At 30.0% G+C, this 22,174-nt stretch carries 20 protein-coding genes; all 20 read right to left on the reverse strand.

The features are described 5' to 3' along the window. Positions 1-102: 102 nt before the first annotated feature. Positions 103-1,017 (reverse strand): dTDP-4-dehydrorhamnose reductase, encoded by a 915-nt coding sequence (rfbD, locus tag Q3907_RS03950; protein ID WP_301897334.1) that lies wholly within the window; start codon positions 1,015-1,017, stop codon positions 103-105. 35 nt (positions 1,018-1,052) lie between these two features. Continuing rightward, positions 1,053-2,087, reverse strand: a complete 1,035-nt coding sequence (gene rfbB / locus Q3907_RS03955; protein WP_117571150.1) for a dTDP-glucose 4,6-dehydratase — start codon at positions 2,085-2,087, stop codon at positions 1,053-1,055. Between the two features lie 4 nt (positions 2,088-2,091). Beyond that, positions 2,092-2,664 (reverse strand): dTDP-4-dehydrorhamnose 3,5-epimerase, encoded by a 573-nt coding sequence (gene rfbC / locus Q3907_RS03960; RefSeq protein WP_270778721.1) that lies wholly within the window; start codon positions 2,662-2,664, stop codon positions 2,092-2,094. A 13-nt stretch (positions 2,665-2,677) separates the two neighbouring features. Continuing rightward, the gene (rfbA, locus tag Q3907_RS03965) at positions 2,678-3,556 is read right to left on the reverse strand and encodes a glucose-1-phosphate thymidylyltransferase RfbA (RefSeq protein WP_040465984.1); all 879 of its coding nucleotides are present in this window, start codon (positions 3,554-3,556) and stop codon (positions 2,678-2,680) included. Between the two features lie 78 nt (positions 3,557-3,634). Next, positions 3,635-5,308: a CDP-glycerol glycerophosphotransferase family protein gene (locus Q3907_RS03970; RefSeq protein WP_301897336.1), complete on the reverse strand. Its 1,674-nt coding sequence runs from the start codon at positions 5,306-5,308 to the stop codon at positions 3,635-3,637. A gap of 4 nt (positions 5,309-5,312) precedes the next feature. Further along, positions 5,313-6,461, reverse strand: a complete 1,149-nt coding sequence (locus Q3907_RS03975; protein WP_301897337.1) for a methyltransferase domain-containing protein — start codon at positions 6,459-6,461, stop codon at positions 5,313-5,315. Between the two features lie 5 nt (positions 6,462-6,466). Next, on the reverse strand, positions 6,467-8,365 hold the full coding sequence (locus tag Q3907_RS03980; protein WP_301897338.1) for a DUF6077 domain-containing protein: 1,899 nt from the start codon (positions 8,363-8,365) through the stop codon (positions 6,467-6,469). After that, a complete protein-coding gene (locus Q3907_RS03985) occupies positions 8,365-8,709 on the reverse strand; it encodes a DUF2304 domain-containing protein (RefSeq protein WP_301897340.1) in 345 nt (114 codons plus the stop codon). The genes Q3907_RS03980 and Q3907_RS03985 overlap by 1 nt, the downstream gene beginning before the upstream one ends. 2 nt (positions 8,710-8,711) lie before the next feature. Continuing rightward, on the reverse strand, positions 8,712-9,398 hold the full coding sequence (locus Q3907_RS03990; RefSeq protein ID WP_301897341.1) for a glycosyltransferase family 2 protein: 687 nt from the start codon (positions 9,396-9,398) through the stop codon (positions 8,712-8,714). A 116-nt stretch (positions 9,399-9,514) separates the two neighbouring features. Further along, positions 9,515-11,989, reverse strand: coding sequence for a glycosyltransferase family 2 protein (locus tag Q3907_RS03995; RefSeq protein ID WP_301897342.1), 2,475 nt, complete (start codon positions 11,987-11,989; stop codon positions 9,515-9,517). A 54-nt stretch (positions 11,990-12,043) separates the two neighbouring features. Further along, positions 12,044-13,033 (reverse strand): glycosyltransferase family 2 protein, encoded by a 990-nt coding sequence (locus tag Q3907_RS04000; protein WP_301897343.1) that lies wholly within the window; start codon positions 13,031-13,033, stop codon positions 12,044-12,046. Between the two features lie 39 nt (positions 13,034-13,072). Continuing rightward, a complete protein-coding gene (locus Q3907_RS04005) occupies positions 13,073-13,855 on the reverse strand; it encodes an ABC transporter permease (RefSeq protein WP_295644491.1) in 783 nt (260 codons plus the stop codon). Positions 13,856-13,865: 10 nt separating this feature from the next. Beyond that, on the reverse strand, positions 13,866-14,996 hold the full coding sequence (locus Q3907_RS04010; protein WP_301897344.1) for an ABC transporter ATP-binding protein: 1,131 nt from the start codon (positions 14,994-14,996) through the stop codon (positions 13,866-13,868). 108 nt (positions 14,997-15,104) lie between these two features. Continuing rightward, positions 15,105-16,058 carry a glycosyltransferase gene (locus tag Q3907_RS04015; RefSeq protein ID WP_301897345.1) on the reverse strand — a complete coding sequence of 318 codons (954 nt, stop codon included), beginning with the start codon at positions 16,056-16,058 and terminating at the stop codon, positions 15,105-15,107. 11 nt (positions 16,059-16,069) lie between these two features. Continuing rightward, positions 16,070-16,915, reverse strand: coding sequence for a glycosyltransferase family 2 protein (locus Q3907_RS04020; protein WP_301897346.1), 846 nt, complete (start codon positions 16,913-16,915; stop codon positions 16,070-16,072). Continuing rightward, complete coding sequence (locus Q3907_RS04025) at positions 16,912-17,568, reverse strand: SIS domain-containing protein (RefSeq protein ID WP_301897347.1); 657 nt, start codon at positions 17,566-17,568, stop codon at positions 16,912-16,914. The genes Q3907_RS04020 and Q3907_RS04025 overlap by 4 nt, the downstream gene beginning before the upstream one ends. A 2-nt stretch (positions 17,569-17,570) precedes the next feature. Further along, entirely contained in the window at positions 17,571-18,809 is a 1,239-nt protein-coding gene (locus Q3907_RS04030) for an HAD-IIIA family hydrolase (RefSeq protein ID WP_301897348.1), read from the reverse strand. Beyond that, complete coding sequence (locus tag Q3907_RS04035; RefSeq protein ID WP_295644477.1) at positions 18,809-19,816, reverse strand: kinase; 1,008 nt, start codon at positions 19,814-19,816, stop codon at positions 18,809-18,811. The genes Q3907_RS04030 and Q3907_RS04035 overlap by 1 nt, the downstream gene beginning before the upstream one ends. Next, the gene (locus Q3907_RS04040; RefSeq protein ID WP_295759507.1) at positions 19,813-20,919 is read right to left on the reverse strand and encodes a glycosyltransferase family 4 protein; all 1,107 of its coding nucleotides are present in this window, start codon (positions 20,917-20,919) and stop codon (positions 19,813-19,815) included. The genes Q3907_RS04035 and Q3907_RS04040 overlap by 4 nt, the downstream gene beginning before the upstream one ends. Before the next feature lie 111 nt (positions 20,920-21,030). After that, positions 21,031-22,128 (reverse strand): glycosyltransferase, encoded by a 1,098-nt coding sequence (locus tag Q3907_RS04045; RefSeq protein WP_301897349.1) that lies wholly within the window; start codon positions 22,126-22,128, stop codon positions 21,031-21,033. Positions 22,129-22,174 lie beyond the last annotated feature (46 nt).

Raw genomic sequence — 22,174 nt, forward strand, 5'->3', positions numbered from 1 at the left:
TATTATACCAAAAAAGACCGATATTCAGATTTTTAAATCTTGAATATTCGGTCCTTTTTTATTAAGCTGAAACTTCTTTATCCGTTACAGCTCCTTAGTTCATTAAAATTCTATTTCTTTTAAATATCTTTCTAAAGCATCCTGCCAAGTTGGTAATGGATTAAACCCATTTTCTACAAGTTTTGATTTATCCAAACGAGAATTAAAAGGACGAGCTGCTTTCGATAAACCATACTCGGCTGTTGTTACTGGAATTACAGTGTTTGTATAACCTGCTTGTTTAAAGATTTCACACGCAAAATCATACCAACTAATATATCCACCCTCATTTGTCGCATGATAATAACCATATTTATCCGTTTCAATCATGTCGACTAATAAACGTGCTAAATCATAAGTATAAGTTGGTGTACCAATTTGATCATTTACTACTTTTATTGTATCAAATTTCTTTCCTACATTTAACATTGTCTTAATGAAGTTATTTCCATTCTTGCCAAATACCCACGCAATACGAACAATGAAATACTTAGATAAAGTATTTGAAACAGCTAATTCACCACCAAGTTTAGTTTGTCCATATACATTTAATGGCTTATAATCTTTGCAGTCTGGAGTCCAAGGATCTGTTCCCTGACCATCAAATACATAATCGGTAGAAATATAGACCATTTTGGCATCTACTTCTTTACAAGCATCCGCAATATTTTGTGTACCATCCACATTAATAGCTTTAACCTTATCTTGTTTGTCTTCATCTTCCGCTAAATCAACTGCTGTCCATGCAGCACAATGTACGACTACATCTGGATTTACAGTTTTAATTGTTTCCATTACTGCATCCTTGTTTGTGATATCTAAGGACACATATTCAGCTGTTGTTACATAACTTCCATCTTGGATTCCACTATAACTTTCAGCTAAGTCTGTACCAATTCCAGTATAACCTCTTAAAGCCAATTCATTCATAACATCATGACCTAATTGACCAGCCACACCTGTCACAAAAACCTTCATTTATTCATCCTCCTATTTAGTAAGAAAAGCTAAGATTATTCCTTAGCTCTTCCTTTTTCTACATACATCTTTTCAAAATAGTTTTGGTATTCACCACTAATGATGTTTTCCCACCATTCCTTGTTGTCTAAATACCATTGGATTGTCATTGGAATACCTGTATCAAATGTATATTTTGGTTTCCATCCAAGTTCTGTTTCTAACTTCGTTGGATCAATCGCATAACGCATGTCATGACCTTTACGATCTGTTACATACGTAATTAAACTTTCTGGTTTGTTTAATGCATGTAAGACGGTCTTTACAACTTCTAAGTTTGTTCTTTCGTTATGTCCACCTACATTATAAACTTCACCAACACGTCCTTTACGAACAATTAAATCGATGGCTACACAGTGATCATATACATGTAACCAGTCACGAACATTTTCACCAGTTCCATATACTGGAATTGTTTCATCATTTAAAGCACGAGAAATAATTAATGGAATTAATTTTTCTGGGAAATGATAAGGACCATAGTTATTTGAACAACGACTAATCGTTACTGGTAAACCATAAGTTCTATGATATGCAAGTACGAATAAGTCTGCACTTGCCTTCGCACTTGAATATGGACTTGAAGTGTGAAGTGGAGTGTTTTCAGTAAAGAACAAATCAGGACGATCTAAAGGAAGATCACCATATACTTCATCAGTAGAAACTTGGTGATATCTTTGAATACCATATTTAACACAAGCATCTAATAATGTAGTTGTTCCCATTACATTTGTCTTAACGAAGATTTCAGGATCTTCAATACTACGGTCAACATGACTTTCAGCCGCAAAGTTAACAACAACATCAAACTTTTCTTTTTCAAATAAATCCATGATGAATTCACGATCTGCAATATCACCTTTAATGAATTTATAATTTGGTTTATCTTCAACAGGTTTACAAGTTTCTAAGTTACCTGCATAAGTCAACTTATCTAAGTTAACAATCATATCCTCAGGATATTTATTGACCATATAATGTACAAAGTTTCCACCAATGAAACCAGCACCACCAGTTACTAAAATTTTCATATTTTTATTCTCCTTCATATACAAATTGATTGTTTGACTCTTCTAAAGTAGGTCCAACCTGATCTTTTTCACTCAAGACAGGCTCAATACCATTTAATAATGATCCCCAATCTACATTACAAGTTGGATCATCATAACGCATTCCACCTTCTGATTCTTTATTATAGACATTATCTACTTTATATCTAAACTCAACATTATCTGTTAGAGTTAAGAATCCATGCGCAAATCCTTGTGGAATAAAGAATTGTCTATGATTTTCTTCACTAAGCTCTACACTTACCCATTGACCAAATGTAGGACTACCTTTGCGAATATCGACTGCAACATCAATTACAGTTCCTTTTGTACAAGAAACCAATTTACTTTGTGCATAAGGCGGATTTTGCCAATGCAAACCACGAAGCGTACCCTTCTGTGCACTAAAAGACATATTGTCCTGCACAAAATCAACAGTAACACCTAATTTTTCATATTTAGGCTTTGAATACGTTTCTGTAAAATACCCTCTATGATCCCCAAATACATCTGTATCAATAATCAATACACCAGGAATCTTTGTTTCAGTTACCTTCATTCTAATACCCCCATTACTTAATATACTTACGATCCATGATCTTCTTTAAATAAGCACCATATTGGTTTTTCTTATAAATTTCATACGTAGAAGCCAATTCATCATCACCAATCCATCCATTGTCGTAGGCAATTTCTTCAAGACATGCAATCTTACGATGTTGATGCTCTTCGATTGTCTTCACAAAGTTTGTAGCATCCACTAGAGACTCATGTGTACCCGTATCTAACCAAGTAAATCCATCACCAAGTAATGTGACATTCAATTCACCATTCTCTAAATAGATACGGTTCAAATCTGTAATTTCAAGTTCCCCACGAGCACTTGGCTTTAAATTTTTCGCATACTCAACCACTTTATTATCATAGAAATAAAGTCCTGTTACGGCATAATTTGATTTAGGACAAGCTGGCTTTTCTTCTAAACTAATAGCCTTACCTTGAGAATCAAATTCAACCACACCAAAACGTTCAGGATCTTCTACATAATAACCAAATACGGTAGCTCCCACTTTATTTTCAGCAGCCGCACGAAGACGTTTCGTCAAACCATGACCATGGAAAATATTATCACCCAAGATCATTGCGCAACTATCATTTCCAATAAACTCTTCACCCAAGATAAATGCTTGTGCTAAACCATCAGGACTTGGTTGAACCTTATAAGAAAGTTCAATCCCAAATTGATGACCATCCCCTAATAATTCTTGAAAACGAGGTGTATCATCTGGAGTTGAAATAATTAAGATTTCACGAATACCTGCCTGCATTAAAATAGACATTGGATAATAAATCATTGGCTTGTCATAAATAGGAAGCAATTGCTTACTTGTAACCTTAGTCAAAGGATATAAACGAGTACCACTACCACCAGCTAAAATAATACCTTTCATAACATTGTTCCTCCATAATTATATTTATAATATCACACATATAAAATAAACCCTAACGTAACGTTAGAGTCAAGTGTTTTATCTCTTTATTATTTTTTTCATCTTTTGGGTTGCCTTATAAGAACGGCTATTTTTGATTGATTCTAATTCATTTTTTAATTTTATATTTTCTTGATGCAATTCATTCAACAAATAAGTAACAAATTCATTGGATTGATATGTATCAATGATGTTAAAAGAGATTTTCAAATTATCAACATTAGTATCTTTAAGATCAATATGAATCTGTGGATCAAATCCTAAGAAATATACCATATTATTATTTTGAATACCGTTAAATATGTTGAATGACAGTAGTTCATCTTTACATCGAATTTCTATATCTTTCAATATCCAATGCCCATTAACATCTGGATCAAAACGAATGTATTGAACGTCGTCTAGTTGCGATAATTCATAGACAAGACGTTCACCATTCTCTATTATATTTTTATTTATATAGAGCTTGTCATCTTCATTTAATCCTTTACCTTTATCAAGATATATTTCTGTATTCAACTCCATACTATAATCATATAAACTTGAATTTCCTGGAAAATATGCTACCCCTAATTTTTTATCAAAATCATAAGAGTTATCATTCAATTTAAAATTTATTTCATCTAATAATCTTTGAGAAGATAAGCTATCAAGATATTTATGGAAGTATCCTAACATACTTTTTCTTTTTTCTTTATATATATCTTCTCCATGAAAGATTTGTTCTAATGATTCAATTAAAGAAGCCTGACTTTGAACCATTTTTCCAGGCATCAACAAAGATGGATCTTCTACAACAAAACCACGATCCTTTTTATATTCTTCTATATCAGGGCAAGAAAATATAATTGGTCGATTCAACAACAAGTAATCTACATAGACTGAAGAATAATCTGTTACCAAAACATCAAATGCATTCATAATATGATAAATCGTCATTAATTGTTCATTTAATGATTCCGTGTCTAAAAGTATCATTCGTTTAGGAATTTTAAAATCATTTTTTTGAAAATATTCTTGATCAGCAAAGTGAAATTTAGAAACTATATAAGCATTATTTTTTTTCAAAAAAGCATCTAATTCTTTTACATCATAGTCACTATAATTAAAAATATTTTCTTCAAACTGTTTTCCTTCATCTTTCAATCCCTTTCTCATAGTAGGTAAATAAAAGATAAAACGACTATCTGGATGCACATCTATTAACTTTTTTAAGTTTTCTCTTCCATTTTCTATACCTATCAAATCATTTCTAGGAAAACCTGTTATTTTCACTTTATTTGGATCCACCGATAGCATTCCGCTCATATTTAACTGACAAGTTCTAGAAGTAGCTGTAATAATATCACTTTGAGCCGTAATTACTTTTAAATTTAGAAAATCCATATTTGAACTAGCTGTGTCAAAATACCCAATTAATTTAAGTGGGAAACCGTGCCATGCAGATACATGTATTTGATTCTTTTTCTTGTGATAAGCAAATTCAAAGGATGAAGTAATAAAACAATCTGCTTTATCTATCATCTCATTTGCTATATCTGTACCAAATAAAGCACATTGTATACCATTTTCTTTCATTCTTTGATACATTTTTTCGTTTCGAACACACCAAAACGTATCTATGTTGTTATTATCTTTTAAATACTCCCAAAAGCCTCGTGAATTATCCGCAAAATCGGGATTAGACTCGAAAACAAATAATCTCTTTTTCATTTTTTTATCCTCTATAACCAATAAACAATCCAGCATGTTTTGTTACTACTATTTTACCATTCTTCTTTAACAATTCATCAATATATTCTTTAAAATCAGTGAGTCTTGGACCCAATATTTCATTTTGATTACCATGACAAGACATAATATAATCAATTAAAGGTTTTGATTCTGTGATTTCCAATGTATCTCGATAATCATATCTTTTAACCGATTTAAAATATGCGCACAATATAGATTCACCATTCTCTAATCCAAACACATCATATAACCTATGATTTGAAAGATTCACACTTGCATCAAAATTTTGTACGATGTCTGTTATTTCCTTCATATGCTCTTTTGCATATGTACTGCAATATAATATTCCATTCGGCTTTAAAACTCTTAATATTTCTTTTAATCCCAAATTTAAATCATTCAAATAAAACAGTACATGATTGGCAATAATAGAATCAAAATAAGCATCTTTAAAAGGTATCTTTTCAGCATCTGCTACAATACAGTTAAAATCCGAACCTAATTTATTACGAACCTCTTCCACCATACCTTCACTAATATCCGATAAAAAGATTTCTCGATTTCTTAAATCAATCGTATTTTCTTGCCACAACTTACCATTGCCACAACCAAGTTCTAATAATCGATTTACTTTAGAAAAATCAATCTTTTCAAACAACCAATTAAACCATCCCTGTGAATTAGTCGAATACTTTTCATGTAAAGAAATACGATCATTTAAGTTCTTCGCATTCTTATATTGCTCAATAATATTCGTTTCTTCATTCGACAATTGAACTAAAGATAAAATCATATTCCAAGAAAGATCTGAAGATTGACTCGCTTTTTTTAAAGCATCTTTTAAAGATTGTAGATGACTGATTTTATCCTCAATCAAATCAATCTGCAATTCAAAGCTCTCTTTAAGATTGGTATTGTCCATAACCATCGGAAAGATTTCTTCAATACTAAAACCCAAATGTTTTAATGATAAAATCTTCTGTAACTTCAATAAATCCAAATCACTATATTGACGATATCCATTTTCCATAACAAAAGAGGGTTTTAATAACCCTATTTTGTCATAATATCGTATTGTTCTTTCGCTGACATTCGCAAGTCGTGCAAATTGTCCTGTTTTGTAGTAATTCATTATAACTAACCCTTGACATAGATTGAATAATAGACACCTGCATTTTGATCAATAATCGTTTGTACTTTTTTAAAATCTCCATATGAATCATGCTTGCTTGTATCGCCAAATAATATAAAACTATTAATTCCATACTTATTAATAAATTTTATACAATTATTAAAATCATCATCTGATTTAGTGTCATTAAAAGTGTGAAACAATTCTTGATATTCATATTTATATGACGCAATTTCTTCATCACTATCAACATAATATCGTGGAATGGCTGAGTATGATATTGTATCACTCGAAACTGTTGTCAAAATTGTTGCTAATGGATGCGGAACCCCGTTTGCGAAAACAAATTCTGGAGCTAAAATACGCAGAGTCCCTTTTTCTAGTGAAATTTCATCTAAAACTTTACCTAATTCAAGCGTTGAATTCGGAACCATTTTTTTATTCTGTGCAATTACAATCAACGAATTTTTAATAGTCATATTTCTTCCTGTATAAGTTAAGATTGAACTTCCTGTAATGATACATGTCAAAATCAAAAATACTGGTTTCAAAATATTTCTATGAACATGAGACATAAAGAAATATGCTACATACGAAAACGCCACAATATAGAATGTGTACATTAATGTTGTAAACATGCGATTTGAAACAAAATTATAAATGGAGAAATTTTCAAAAACATCATTAATTTCAGGAATCATCATTAATGCGAAAATAAAAATTAAGGTAAAATTAATTCTATTTACAAAAGAATTTCTAAATGTAAACGATATTACAAGTACCACCAAAGATACAAGGAACGGCAATGTTTTTACATTTTGAGTTAACAAAGAATAAATTTCCGATTGAATACCTAAATTATTTGGTAAAATTATACCAACAACTACATATATTAATAACGGAATTAACAAAAATATTACTTTTCGCTCCTTATTAAAATTAATAATGAAGTATAATGTGACACTCGTTAATACTATAATGGGTAATGCAATACTAGACTTAGACATTAACACAACTGAAATCATAAAGAGCTTAAAAATATCTTTTATCGTAATCTTGTCATTCTCAACAAATGTCATCATAATCCATAAAATTCCCATTGTTCTAGGAATTGAAGAACCAAAATACATGGCTGTTACAAATTGCCAATGATCTATTAAATGCATAAATCCGATTTGATAAACAGTATTCATATTTGTGGCAAAAAATATAATGACAATAGGTATATATTGTATAAATTTAAATCTGTCATTTGATAGATTTAATTTTTTATAAATTTTGGTTGTAAACAAAGAAATTGTTGAGCAAAATAACAAATAATTAAAAAAATTAAGAAATAAACGACAATATACAAATACATTAATTTTTAGAAGATATACGTATATTGAAGATTCCAATTCCCATGTATTAATCCTATACGACAACATTGATTTTGCATAACAATTCACTGGGTAATCATAAGAATAAGGAGTGTCTAAGTAAGGCATTTTCACAATTTTACTTAAGTAATATCCATCATCTAAATGATTATTCAACCAATACACGCTAAAGCTTATAACCGATATAAACATTAAAATGAGAACTATTATGAATAAAAAATAGTTTTCTTGAAATAAATTCTTTATATCTTCTTTTGTTATCTTTAATTTATTCTTTTTAATAGAATATATTATATAAAATAAAATAAAAATTATTGTCAAAAAGAAGTAAATTAACGCAAACATCCAAGGCACATCAAATAATTCAATCACCATTAGTCCAAGTCCAATAATAAACGAATAGCCAATATATCCAGTAATTAAGTTAGTTGAAAAATTATGCTCTTTACGAATAGAAAAACCAAATAAATAAGATAATGCAATCATCCAAATTAAAAACAATAATCCACTAATATAATCCCACATTATCTATCACCCTTATGACGCTCTTTATATTCATTAATACTAAGTTTTTGTATTAATTCTTTTTGCTTTTCTTTTAATTTAGAAATTTGTGCATTTTGATTAAATAACATAATGTATAAAAAGAAAATAAATAAACAAAAAATGAAGTTACTTGGAGACATAAATCCAAGTTCATTTGAAATCCAAATGGGAATTTGAGGAAAAATGCTGATAATCAATAATAAAATTGCCCATAAAATCCAAACGATTGCATCATCAATATCTAAACCATGTTTCTGTATTTTCTTTATAACGAATAGAAAAGTGATAACACTTGCAACGATAAAAAAATATTGTAATTCCATAATTATTTTACCTTTCTAAATGGTTGTATTAAAAATATTGATACCATCATACGACTCATATACTTAATTGTATTTACTAAATTTAAATAAGATTCCCCAAATTCTCGATCACTCATTTGAACTTGAATTTCTTTTATTTTTCTTTGTTTTCTCAACATATAAACCAATGTATCTGGTTCTGGAGGATTATTCATTTCACTAGCATAATCCTTAATACATGCTCTATCATACGCTCTAAATCCACTTGTTGGATCCGTAATCGTTTTGCCCGTCATTAGTTTAATGGCTCCGGCAATTAATCGACTACCCATCATACGTGCTGTAAAGGTTTTTTTCTCATCCACAAAACGAGATCCAATCACAATATTATTTCCTTTTTCTATTTCTTTAACTAATGGTGCAATATATTTAGCTGAATGTTGACCATCTCCATCAAATTGAATGACAATATCATAATTTTCTTTTATTGCCAATTTAAATCCAGTTTGAACAGCCCCGAACAATCCTAAATTACAAAACCCATCTATATAGTTGAAATCATTCTTTTTTAACACTTCCAAAGTATTGTCTTTGGAACCATCATTTACAACGACATAATCCACTTCTGGTGCGTTCACTTCTAGATCATGTACCGTTTTTTCAATATTTAAAGCTTCATTATACGCAGGTATAACAACTAAAGTTTTCATATCTATCTACTCCTAAATCCTTAACCATTATAATTTATCTTAATCATTTTTTCAATTTTTTAAAAAAGGACCAAATTAATGGTCCTGGTATATCTGTATTTAAAATACACACTCTTTTAATCGAGTGTAAATGGAGCCGATTTCAAGTTCCAATTTTTATTGTAATATGGATCTCCCTTTTTTAAAATTTCTGGCCATTTGGCTTGAAATTTTTTTACCTCTGATTCGAAACGAGCTTGTTTTTCTGGTGTATCTTCATACCCTCTAGATTTAGATTCATAATGATGCCATAAAGCAAATGCATTATATACAATTAAATAATCCTTATCACGAATTTTTAAGCATAAATCAATGTCGTTACATGCAACTACGAACTGCTCATCAAATCCATTCACTTCTTCAAACACACTCTTTTTCACCATCAAACATGCCGCTGTACATGCAGAATAATTACAATTAACTCGTGGTCTCATCAAGAAACCTGGATCATCTCTATCGATTCCATTAAACACATGTGCTGCATATCCATTAAATCCAACTACAACTCCAGCATGTTGAATCGTATCGTCTTCATACAGTAACTTAGCACCTACAGCACCTACTTCTTTACGCATACAACATCCTAACATCTCTGCAATTGCAGTTGATTCAATAACTTCCGTATCATTATTTAAAAATAACACATAGTCACCTTTTGTATATTGCACGCCAAAATTGTTGATTTTAGAATAATTAAAGGAACCTTCATATGTAACGATAGTAACATTATCATGTTCTTGTTTTAATTGTTCATAATATTCAAAGATATCTTTTTCAGTACTATTGTTTTCAACAATCACAATTTCAAAATTCTTATATGAATTAACATTGTATAAAGAATCAATACAAGTTTTTAAAGTATCTTTTTGATTATAGTTAGGAATCAAAATTGAAACTAAAGGATTTGGCTCTGTACTATAAATCGTATGATAAAAACCATAATATGGTTTTGGCAACAATTCAACTTTAGCTCCCTTTAATCCAATACGTTCATAATGGGATTCAATGGCTTTTTGACCCGCCGTATAACAATACAATTTACTTTCTGGATCCATTGCGGTTGATTGAGGATGCATGCGCCAGTGATATAAAACGCGTGGAATATGATAAACTCCATTTGCTTTTTCAATACATCTAAAAATATAGTCATAATCCTGGCTACCATCATATTCACTTCTATAACCACCAACTTGTTCATAAATACGACGATTCACAAAGAAGATATGAGTAATATAGTTATGTGATCGCATCAAATCTTCACTGTAATCAGGCTTTAGATTTGGCTCAATAAACACTTTATATTGGTCATTTAATTTATCTTCATCTGTATAAAGTGTTTCATATCTAAAGTCTTGTAAAGCTTTCACAACCTCATAAAAACAATCTAATTCCAAAACATCATCATGATCATATACTGCTAGATAATCACCATCTGCCATTTCCATAGCCTTATTTGTATTACCTGAAATACCATAGTTTTGATCTAATCTTTTGAATTTGATTTTATCACCATAATTCGCATAATGTGCTTTAATATATTTTTCCACATCATCTGTAGTACTTCCATCCGCAATACAAAGCTCCCAATTTGAATAACTTTGATGTACAACTGTATCTATCATTTCTTTTAAATACTCTTCTTTAGTATTAAACGTAGCAACCGCTATACTAATTTTAGGTGAATATTCAAATTGTACTTTAGCTTGTTTTGCCAGTTCTTCAGCTGTAACTCTTTGTTTCAAGAACCAATTTTGATATTCATCTACATTTACGCCCTGTTTAAATCGTTGAATAAATTTTTTAACACCATTTTTACGTAAATAATCTATGGCATTGTGTATACTTCTTTTATTCAAATGCTTAACATAAGATTTAATCAATCCTCGAGTAGTATTGCTACTTTCATCAATTGTTGCTTTTTGTGAATCATTCTCAGATTTAAATCGAAGATAAAATTTCTTTTCAGGATCTCCTTCAAATCTAATTTGAAAACCACAATTTTTATTATCGGGTTTTACTAAATGATATTGTACCAAATCTGTTCTTGCGAAAGAACGTATTTTGTATTCAATAGAATTTTCATTTTCATCCAAAATATCAATACTTACGGGCTTTCCATTTTCTGAGTATACCCATCCTTGAACAGTAATTATACCTTTATTAAAATCTTTCGCTATACTATCAAGATTAAATTCAATTTCTTCTGTATTTCTAACTTTTTGAATTTTTTTCTTATTCACTAACAATAATTGCTCTTTATTCAATTCATCTTTTACATTCAATTCAAATGAATCAACATCTACATCTGTACAATCAACTTTAATTCGAAAGCCAACTATATCTGATTTTAAGTCTACTTTTCTATCTTTGTATACATCTTGACGATGCACTTTAGCTACATCTATAGATACATTTTGATTATTCAATTTAGCTGAATATGTAACAGGCTTATCTTCTTTTGAATAACACCAACCAATTACCTCTATATATTTTGCATAATCAAGATCCTTATATATAACTCTATCTATAGTATAAAAAAAATTCTTTTCCATATTGCCTCCACAAAACACTTTTATCATAACACAAACAATGACAATGTGCCTAATCTATTTGTTTATAAACACTTTAAAAGTAACTATAATATCCATCAGCCTTCCCTTAGTTGTTTTAAAATACTTATAGTATGAATTAAAATTTTGAATTATCAATTGAATAACTTTTCCATTTTCTATATACAAGATATGCTTATTAAAAAATTCTCTATAATTCGTATAAGTAGGATAGTTTAAACTTAACTCATTATCTAATTTTTCTAATTCATTCAATGTCTGAATACAATTTTTTGCCGTATTTGTTCTAGCATCCACCGTATTTGTGCTTACTAAATGATCCATACCTTTCAAAGTCACATTTCCTTTTAAACCAATCGTATTTTTACTATGTATACGGTAATGAAATAAAGGAACATTTAAAAAATACATACCGTTCTGTTCACTTGCTAATAAATTAATCAACCAATCATGGTGGAAATCAACAGAAAAACATCTTTGAAATTTTTCATTCACTTCTTTACAAATACATAGGGCACATCCTTGAAAACTATTTTCTACAATTAATCTTTCAAACGGCACCCTTACTAAAGCATTGGGTTTCACTTTGCATTTATACATGTTTTTATTTGAAAACCTAGGATTAATATCTATATGTATGGGATTATCATTTTCATTAATTAAGTCATATGTACTCGCCAATACTTTAATATTTTTATTTACATTCATTATTTGCATCATTACTTCAACTTTATTCTCTAACCAAATATCATCTTGATCGCACAAGAAAATAAAATCTGCATCACAAAATGAAAGTGCCTTTTTAAAATTCAATTTATAACCTAAATTATTATCGTTTTGAATAAGTCGAATATCGATATTTTTATATTCTTTTTGAATATCCTTAATGATCTGAACAGTATTATCCCTCGAATTATCATCACAAATAATAATTTCATCTACTGACATTGTTTGATTAAAAATAGATAGGAGTTGTTCTCTAATAAAACGTTCTCCATTATATGTTGCCATAACTACTGAAATCATAATTACCTCCAAAAAAAAGGTATTTAAAAAATACCTTTCTTATAATTCTTCTGCAAATCCTTTTTCTAATTTTTTGAAAACTGCATAGCCAATCACTAAAATAACAAAAGCCAATAAGGCAACAGCACCTAATGGTTTTAATGGCGGCCATACATGATACATAAAAATATCACGGTAGGAAGTAACTAAAATCGTCAATGGATTCATACGAATGATTTGACCTAAAACACCAGCTCCATCTAATAAAGATAAATCATAGATAACAGGAGTGGCATACATTCCCATGGTTAGTAAAAAGGATACAATATACTCTAAGTCTTGAATATAGGCATTTAATGAACTTAACAATAAAATAATACCTAAAATCAAAATTGATTGAATCAATGCAACTACAGGAAGCATTAGAATTTGAATAGAAATTCCATACCCAAATGCGAAACAGAAAATAAATATAATGATACAAGAAATAAAGAAATTGACTAATCCACTTAAGACTTGCGAAATCAATAAGATTTCTCTAGGAAAATACACCTTTTTAATAATTCCCGCATTCGCCTTAATCGAAGTCGTTCCTGTGCTTACAGTTGTTAAAAAGAATGTCCAAGGAATCAAACCTGTAATCAAATATACTAAATAGTTATCTCCACCTGCTCCTCGCATCAAATATGGAAATACAATCCAATACACAACCACTTGTAATAAAGGGTTAATAAATGACCAAAGAATACCTAGAAAAGAGCCTTTATATTTTCCTCGAATATCTTTTTTCACATTGGTTTTTAATAATTCACGATAATCATAAATATCTTTAAATATATGCATCTTTTCACCTCTAACCTAAAATAAACTGAATGCATTTTTCAGCCAACACATTCCCGTCAGGTTCTAAACATTGTACCATTAACTTATGATTTCCTAAATCAAGTTTTGTTAAATCTATCGTTGTCTTCCATCCGATTGTTTCAGGATCCATATCGCCTGCATAGACTTCTTGATAAGCATCAAATACATCTTGACGTCTTACTCTAACAACTGAATCAATTGGATTATCATCTAAAGTTATTTTTAATACTGCATCATCATGATCAGAAAGCTGCCATCCCATACAAACCAATTTTTCGTCTTTTCTATTTACTTTTGTAAAATCTTTAGGCTTATCAATAAATACTGCACCTTTAAATTTATGCTTTCCTTGAGCAATAGCCTTCTTTTTCTCTTCTTTATGATCAATCGCTACTTGTTTTAAATACTCATCAATGACATATATTGGATCACCATCTAAACGAAGCTCTCCTTTATAAATCCAAACTGCTCGATCACATAAATCTTTTACAACATCTAAACTATGTGTAACAATCACAATAGTCTTATCCGATTCTTTCAATTCTTTTAATTTGCGATAACACTTTTCTTGGAAGTGCTGATCTCCTACAGCTAAAATTTCATCAATCAACAAGATTTCAGCATCTACATTAATCGCAACAGAAAAAGCCAATCGCATGTACATACCTGAAGAATAAGTACGAACAGGATGATCAATAAATTCGCCTAGTTCACTAAAATCAATGATATCTTGAATTCGTTCATCAATTTCTTTTCTTGTTAAGCCAAAAATAGAAGCATTAAAATAAATGTTTTCTCTTCCCGTAAAATCTTGGTGAAAACCTGCACCTAATTCTAATAAAGAAGTTAATTTTCCATTTGTTTCAACAGTACCTTTATTAGGGAAAATAATCTTCGTCATTAATTTTAATAAAGTAGATTTTCCAGAACCATTTGTACCAATCAATGCTACTGTTTCACCTTTTTTAATATCCATATTAATATTCTTTAAAACTTCATGAATTTCAACATGACTCGTTTTCCAAAACAATAATTTATCTTTTAAAGTATGAGCTTTATCATAATCAACCTTAAATTGTTTATACATATTTCGTACTTCAATCGCATTTTGTGAATCCATTTCAACACCTCAATTCAATTCATTTTAACACACTTGCATAATGTAAACAATATTATACTACATGCCTAACACAACACTCATAAGAAAAAAGCGTTATATACACACTCATTATTTTAAACAATAAACCAAGTCCATAATTCTTCCACGCATTGTTTTTAATTTTCTATAATAAGCATATTTATTTTGAAAGAATAATTTTAACAGTTTTTTATTTCTTAGATATTCAATATGATTATTCATAAATGATTCAATTTTTAAATAATCAACCTTATTACGCAAATAATAATCCCTACAATTTATTTTTAAAATATCCAAAACATATAATGCATCTCTTGCTTTTTGATATCTTTCTTCAAATTGGTAAGCTCGCTTTACATGTGTAGATGCATCTTGATTTAATGTAGAAACACCAATCGAATTTTGACTATGAATACGATATTCAAAGAGTGGTTTATTCAAAAAATACATGCCACCATCCAATGATCCATATAGACTAATGATCCAATCATGTGGAATTCTTTCATCAAAATGATGCACAAAAAAATCTTTTGTTTTCTTATCAATGGCAAGTGCACAACCCTGAAAATAATTTCCATAAATAAATTCATCCGTTTTTACTTGCACAACATCATCTTGTTTTACCTCTTTATTATAAAGATTATGATTTGAATATCCTTTTTTATTTTTAGAAATAATCAAAGTATCATTTTCATCTATATATTCAAATGAACTTGCTAAAACATGAATATTTCTATTCTTTTCCATAATAGACATCATTTCTTTAACTTTATCTTTTTTCCATATATCATCTTGATCACATAAAAAAATGTAGTCACCCTTACATTTTTCCATTGCTTTTTTGAAATTTAACTTATATCCCAAATTCGTCTTATTTTGAATGATTTGAACATTGTACTTTTTCATAAGCTCAATCGTATTATCCGTTGAACCATCATCACAAATTATGATTTCATCAACCGATAAACTCTGATTTAATATCGATTCTATTTGTTTTTCAATGTATTTTTCTCCATTAAATGTAGTCATTGCGACAGAAATCATAATTTCACCACCTAATTATATAAAGTCTTTAAAATAATATAGTTTTCAATATAAATGATTTTTTTATACACTCTCATAATCCATAATAAAAACGGACTTAAATCATAATAATCTTTAAAATATACATAAAAACTATCTAAAGTGATCTTTCTTTTTTTTACTTCTGATTGAAAAGATTTATTAATGCTTGCTGAATGATTATGAATATATGTAGTATCAATCAATAATTTCGTTTTTAACCCGTTATCTTTAAAGTATTTACCTAAACATGATTCTTCAAAAAATAAGAATATATTTTCGTCATATAATGTTTCAGGAAGAATATCAGTTCTTATCATAAAGAAACAGCCTTGAACACAATCAACCTCAACAATACCGTGACTTAAATATTCCTTAGGATACCACATAGGACGTAATTTTTTATTTAAAATTTTTGAAGAAAACAAGAAATAATCTTTGATTACGGGAACTTTCCAAGCTTCAGGCTGCTGTCTTTTTCCATCAGGCTGCAAAGTTAAAGGAGCCACAATTGCTGTATCTTTATCAAATGAAGATACTAAGTTAGAAACAACATGTTCTTCGAAAATCACATCCGGATTTGCTACCATTATATAGTCCACTTTATCTTTTAAATAGTCAATTCCAACATTGTTACCATATCCATATCCACCATTCTTTTCAGACTTTATAACATGGACTTTATTTGACTCTAAAATTTTCAATTGAATATATGAATCGTCTGTAGAACAATTGTCAATAACCACTATCAAATCAATAGAATCCATATTTTTTACTCTTTGAACAAATTCAACCGTAGTTTTTGCGTCATTATAATTTAAAACAACACACCCAATCATTGATTTTCTCCAAAGAAATGATCTTCTAACATTAAACACCAACAATGATAAATTGGAAGATGTAATTCTTGAATCATATATGTTTCTGTTTCAGGTACTTTTACACATACATCAGAAACACTACTTAACTCACCACCTAAGGCTCCAGTTAACCCTAATACTTTAATACCTAAAGCTCTAGCTACTACAGTAGCACTCATAATATTTTGACTATTTCCTGAAGTAGATATACCTAAAAAAACATCTCCTTTTTTACCAAAACCATATAATTGTTGAGCAAACACACCCAAACCATCTACATCATTGATATAAGCTGTTGTAAGTGCTTCATGTGCAACTAATGGAATGGCCATTAAAGGTCTTTCAAGATTTTTTGATAAATTTTCTCCTCGAACAGAATCAATTTTAATTAATTTTTCTTTTAATTCATTAGGTACAGGACGTGGAGTTTTAAAACGTTTCATTAATTCACCTGCAATATGCTCTGCATCAGCTGCAGAACCACCGTTACCTGCTATTAACAATTTTCCACCATGTGCATAACAATCTTCCAACATCAAGTAACCAGAAATAATATCAGCTTTACAGCTTTCCAACATAGGATATCGCTTTATTAATAAATCTATATGTTTTTTTAATTTATCTTCTAACATGCCTACAATATCCTTTCTACAATATCATATAATGATTCTTCATCTGTTACTCGTGCTGTTTTACATCCTGCATTTTCACCAGCAAGAATGTCACTATCACTATCTCCTATCATCCAAGATTCCTTTACATCTATGTTAAAATCTTTTGATGCCTGAAGTAACATACCTGGTTTTGGCTTTCTACATTCACAATCAATTTTCAGTTCAGGAATTTCACCCTCATACCCTTTATGCGGATGATGCGGACAATAATAGATTCCATCTAGATAAGCTCCATCATTTCCTAATAACGTTTCCATTTTATTATGAATATTTTTTAGTTCATCAAAAGTTACTTCTCCTCTTGCGATGACAGGCTGATTTGTCACGACAATAGCTAAGTAGCCTGAATCATTAATTTTCTTAATAGCTTTTGATACATTTGGTAATAATTCAAATTGATCCATATCTCTTAAAAAGCCAACATATTTGTTGATTGTGCCATCACGATCTAAAAATATGGCTTTCTGTTTATTTGATAAATTTTTAGATTGAACTCGACCTTCTTTAAAATCTTCACATACCGCATAATATCTTTCGGGTGTTCCCATATCTCTAACATATTCAGGACTATCATAACAATACATCTGTCCTGTTCCTGCCAATGGTTTTAATAGTTGTCTATCCAAATCAACCTTCTTAGTTTCAATTACTTGATTTAATATTTCTTTGTTGATTACATGTAAACCAGCATTTACACGGTTCTGATAATAATCAGGTCTTTCATCTTCTTTGGCTAACCACTTTTCTACTTGATGTTTCGAATTTGAAATAATCAAACCACTATCATAAGGATGATTATTAGGATGTGTAAATAAACTTACCAAAGCTTTATGACTCTTATGAAATGCAACAAAACGATTGAAATCTACATCAAACATCGCATCTGCATTTAATAATAAAAAGTCATCTGATAATTTATCTTTGATTTGAAATAAAGCTCCTGCATTCCCTAATGGTTCTTTTTCAAAATAGTAATCTATATGAACACCAAACTTAGATCCATCTTGAAAGTAATCCATAATAATATTCCCTAAATGAGATACAGTTAAAATGATATCTGTAAAACCTTGTTTTCTTAAACATTCAATTTCATGTTCAAGCACAGGTTTACCTTCAATTAAAATCATTGGTTTTGGAATATCGGATGCAACGCTTGAAATGCGAGTCCCTTTCCCTCCTGCCATTATAACAACTTTCATCATTTGTCCTCCAAAGGTGAATAATCTTCTGGTCCATAATATATAACTTGGGTACCACCATCTTCAAATTTAAAAGGAATATACAATAAATCTTTCATGGCTTCTTTTACAAGCATCTGTTTTTCTGGTTGTACATAGAAAACTAAAAATCCGCCGCCACCAGCTCCAAGCAATTTTCCTCCTAGTGCTCCGGCTGTAATACCTTTATCGTATAAATTATCGATATTATTTGTTGAAACAGATTTTCCTGTTTGTCTCTTTAATTTCCAAGTTACATCTAACAATCTACCAAAATCATCTAAGTCCTTTGATTGATCCGTCAATATACTTTCTGCTTCATCCACCAAAGTCAGCATTTCTTTTAACTGCTTAGTCTTGCTTTCGTCATCTAAATGATTTGCCTTTTGAATGTCACTTGAAAAACGTGTAAAACCAGTAAAAAACATCATTAAATTATCATTTAATCTTTTCTTTCTTTCAGGTGAAATAATAATAGGATGCACAGAATAACCATCCGCATTAAAATCAATGCGATTAAAGCCACCAAAACTTGCCGCAATTTGATCTTGCCAGCCACCTGCTTCATCACATAATACTCTTTCTAGGTAAATAGCTTCATCTGCCAATTGTTTTTTTGATGCATATTTACCTTTTAATGCATAAAAAGCATTTAACATTCCTACCGCAAAAGAACTTGAAGTACCCAATCCACTTCTAGCTGGCAAATCCGCTTCATATGTCAAACGAATTTCATGCATATCTAACATCTTCATCGCATTGCGAATGGCAGGATGTTCAATCGCATCAATACTCGTAACTCTTTCTGTTTTTGAATAACTCAATTCAGTCGAATAATCAAAAAATCTAGGTAAATGTCTAACATTGACATAACAATATTTATCAAAAGTAGTAGATAATACAGATCCACCATTTTCTTTAAAGAAAGATTCCATATCTGTACCACCACCAAAGAAAGACATTCTAAATGGTGTCTTTGTGATTATCATTTTCTCACCTCATATAGTCGATCAAATAATTCGACCGTTTTATTCCAACTAAAATATTTTTTTACAAAATCTTTACTCTCAATTGATTTAGATTCAATCTTATTTGAATCGTCAATTAATTCTATAATTTCATTTTTGATTTGATCATCCGTATTGGCAAGAATCAACGTGTTTCCATCTTCATCAATACCTTCAGCACCAATATCAGTTGTGATAACAGGTAACCCAAGTCCACATGCCAATAATACTTTTAGCTTAATTCCTGCTCCCAATGTTAATGGGAATACGGCAATTTCATTCTTTAGAATTTCATCTTCAATATTCTCAACAAAACCAGTAATATGGATATTCTCACATTCTTCTTTTTGTAACTCCTCATTAGGATGTGCTCCAATAATTGTCAAGCGAATATCATCTCTATTTAATGATTTCACAATATGAATAAGGCGCATGGCAGCCAAATGATTTTCTTCTCTTCCCATTTGTCCAATAAAACAAATTGATTTTTGAATTTTATTTACAACCTTATCTGAAATCTCATCAAAGTCAACACCATAATATGGATTCATCAATTCAACTTGATTCAATCCATAATATTCATGAAGCAATCGTTGATCTTTTGAGTTTACCGCAATAACATGATCGGCTTTTTGACAATACTCTTTTTCATATTTAGTTGCTAAATTTAATTGCCATTTCCAAAATAATTGTTTAAGCCCTTTTGAGTCCATTGACTTTCTATAAAAGGATTGTCTTGTCACATCATGTTCAACTATATTAAAAATTATATTCGGATACATTTTCTTAATCCAAATGTATTGAGCCATTGCCGTATATTCGCAATGAATCGCATCAATTTTCTTTTCTTCAATTAATTTTAGAAACTGTTGTTTAAACTCTTTTGAAGTTCGAGCAGAAAACATCAAAGGCTTATTTAGATGTAATAACCCCTCTCTTAATCGATCCATATTCGATATGCGGACAAAATAACTATTATCTGTATTGTATTCTTCCTTTACTATTTTCTCTTCTAAAGGCATTGTTATAAAAGACAAGACATAAACATCATGTTTTCTTTTTAATGCTTCTACTTGTTTTCCCATGCAAACCCCTCCTGCATGATTTGTATGCAAGCTAGGAACATACGGAGAAATATGCAATATATTCATATATAACTCAACCTCCAATCAAAAAAAATGTGAATACTCACATTTTTATAAATCTAAAGCTTTATCTAACACTTCATAAAAACGCTTCTTCGTAAAATAAGAATTATATAGAGTTTGAATATTCTTTCTTCTTTGAAGCTGCACATCCATACTCTCCAAACAAACTTGATTTGCTATTACTTTTATATTTTCTCTATCTATGTTAAACCCTATATCCCATTCTTCACAAAAATTCTTTGTATCTCCCTGAATTGTATTAATGATAGGTAAACCTGCACACATATAATCCAATGACTTCATGGTTAAACCAACACAAACACTTGATTTCATCACATTCAATCCATAATTACACTGATCAAAAATCTCCTGCTTTTCTCTTTGATCATAAACCTCTTTATGATCTATGACATTGACACCAACAGCTAATACTTCTTGTATAAACTGTTCTTTCTTTTCACCATTACCAATTATATGCAATACACATTTCTTTAGTATGCTACATTCCCTTAAAAATGCAATAATCATTGAAATATCTATAATATTATTTATTGAACCCAAGTAACAAAATTGTAATTCATCCTCTTTTAAATCTGGACTCATAGGTAAACAATCACGATCTATAGACCAATATAGAACTTTACCACAACGCAAATATTGCTTAAATAAATCACATTCACAAAAAATCACATCTCCACTTATTAAATACTTATCGCGCGTGTTTTTCCAGATTTTAAAAGGCAACAGATCCTTATATTTTTCAATCGGCATCGATTCAGGCCATAAGTCAATAATGTCATATATAATTTTTACATCCCCATGTTCTTTTTTATATTTTGACATCTCTTTGACAAGTGAATTACACGGAATGATACAATGTACTAAATCCGGTTGAATATCACGCAAAGCTTTTCTTGCCCCTTTCGCAAACTGTTTATGCGATAAAATTCGATCCAATGATAAATTTTGATGATATTCACGCACAGGTATGACTACATCAGAACTTGGATCATACACAGCTTTTTTTCTATGCGAAAAATTTGAAGTAACACTTTTAACTTCATACCCCCTAGAAGTATAGTACTTCTTCAATAATTGCACACGATCCAAACATGTATCAAACGCATATACCAATGCCACTACCATAAATTACACTCCAATATAAATGAATTAAAGACCTTCTAACTATCCC

It is taken from the genome of uncultured Holdemanella sp., assembly GCF_958348295.1.
Taxonomy (GTDB): Bacteria; Bacillota_I; Bacilli_A; order Erysipelotrichales; family Erysipelotrichaceae; genus Holdemanella.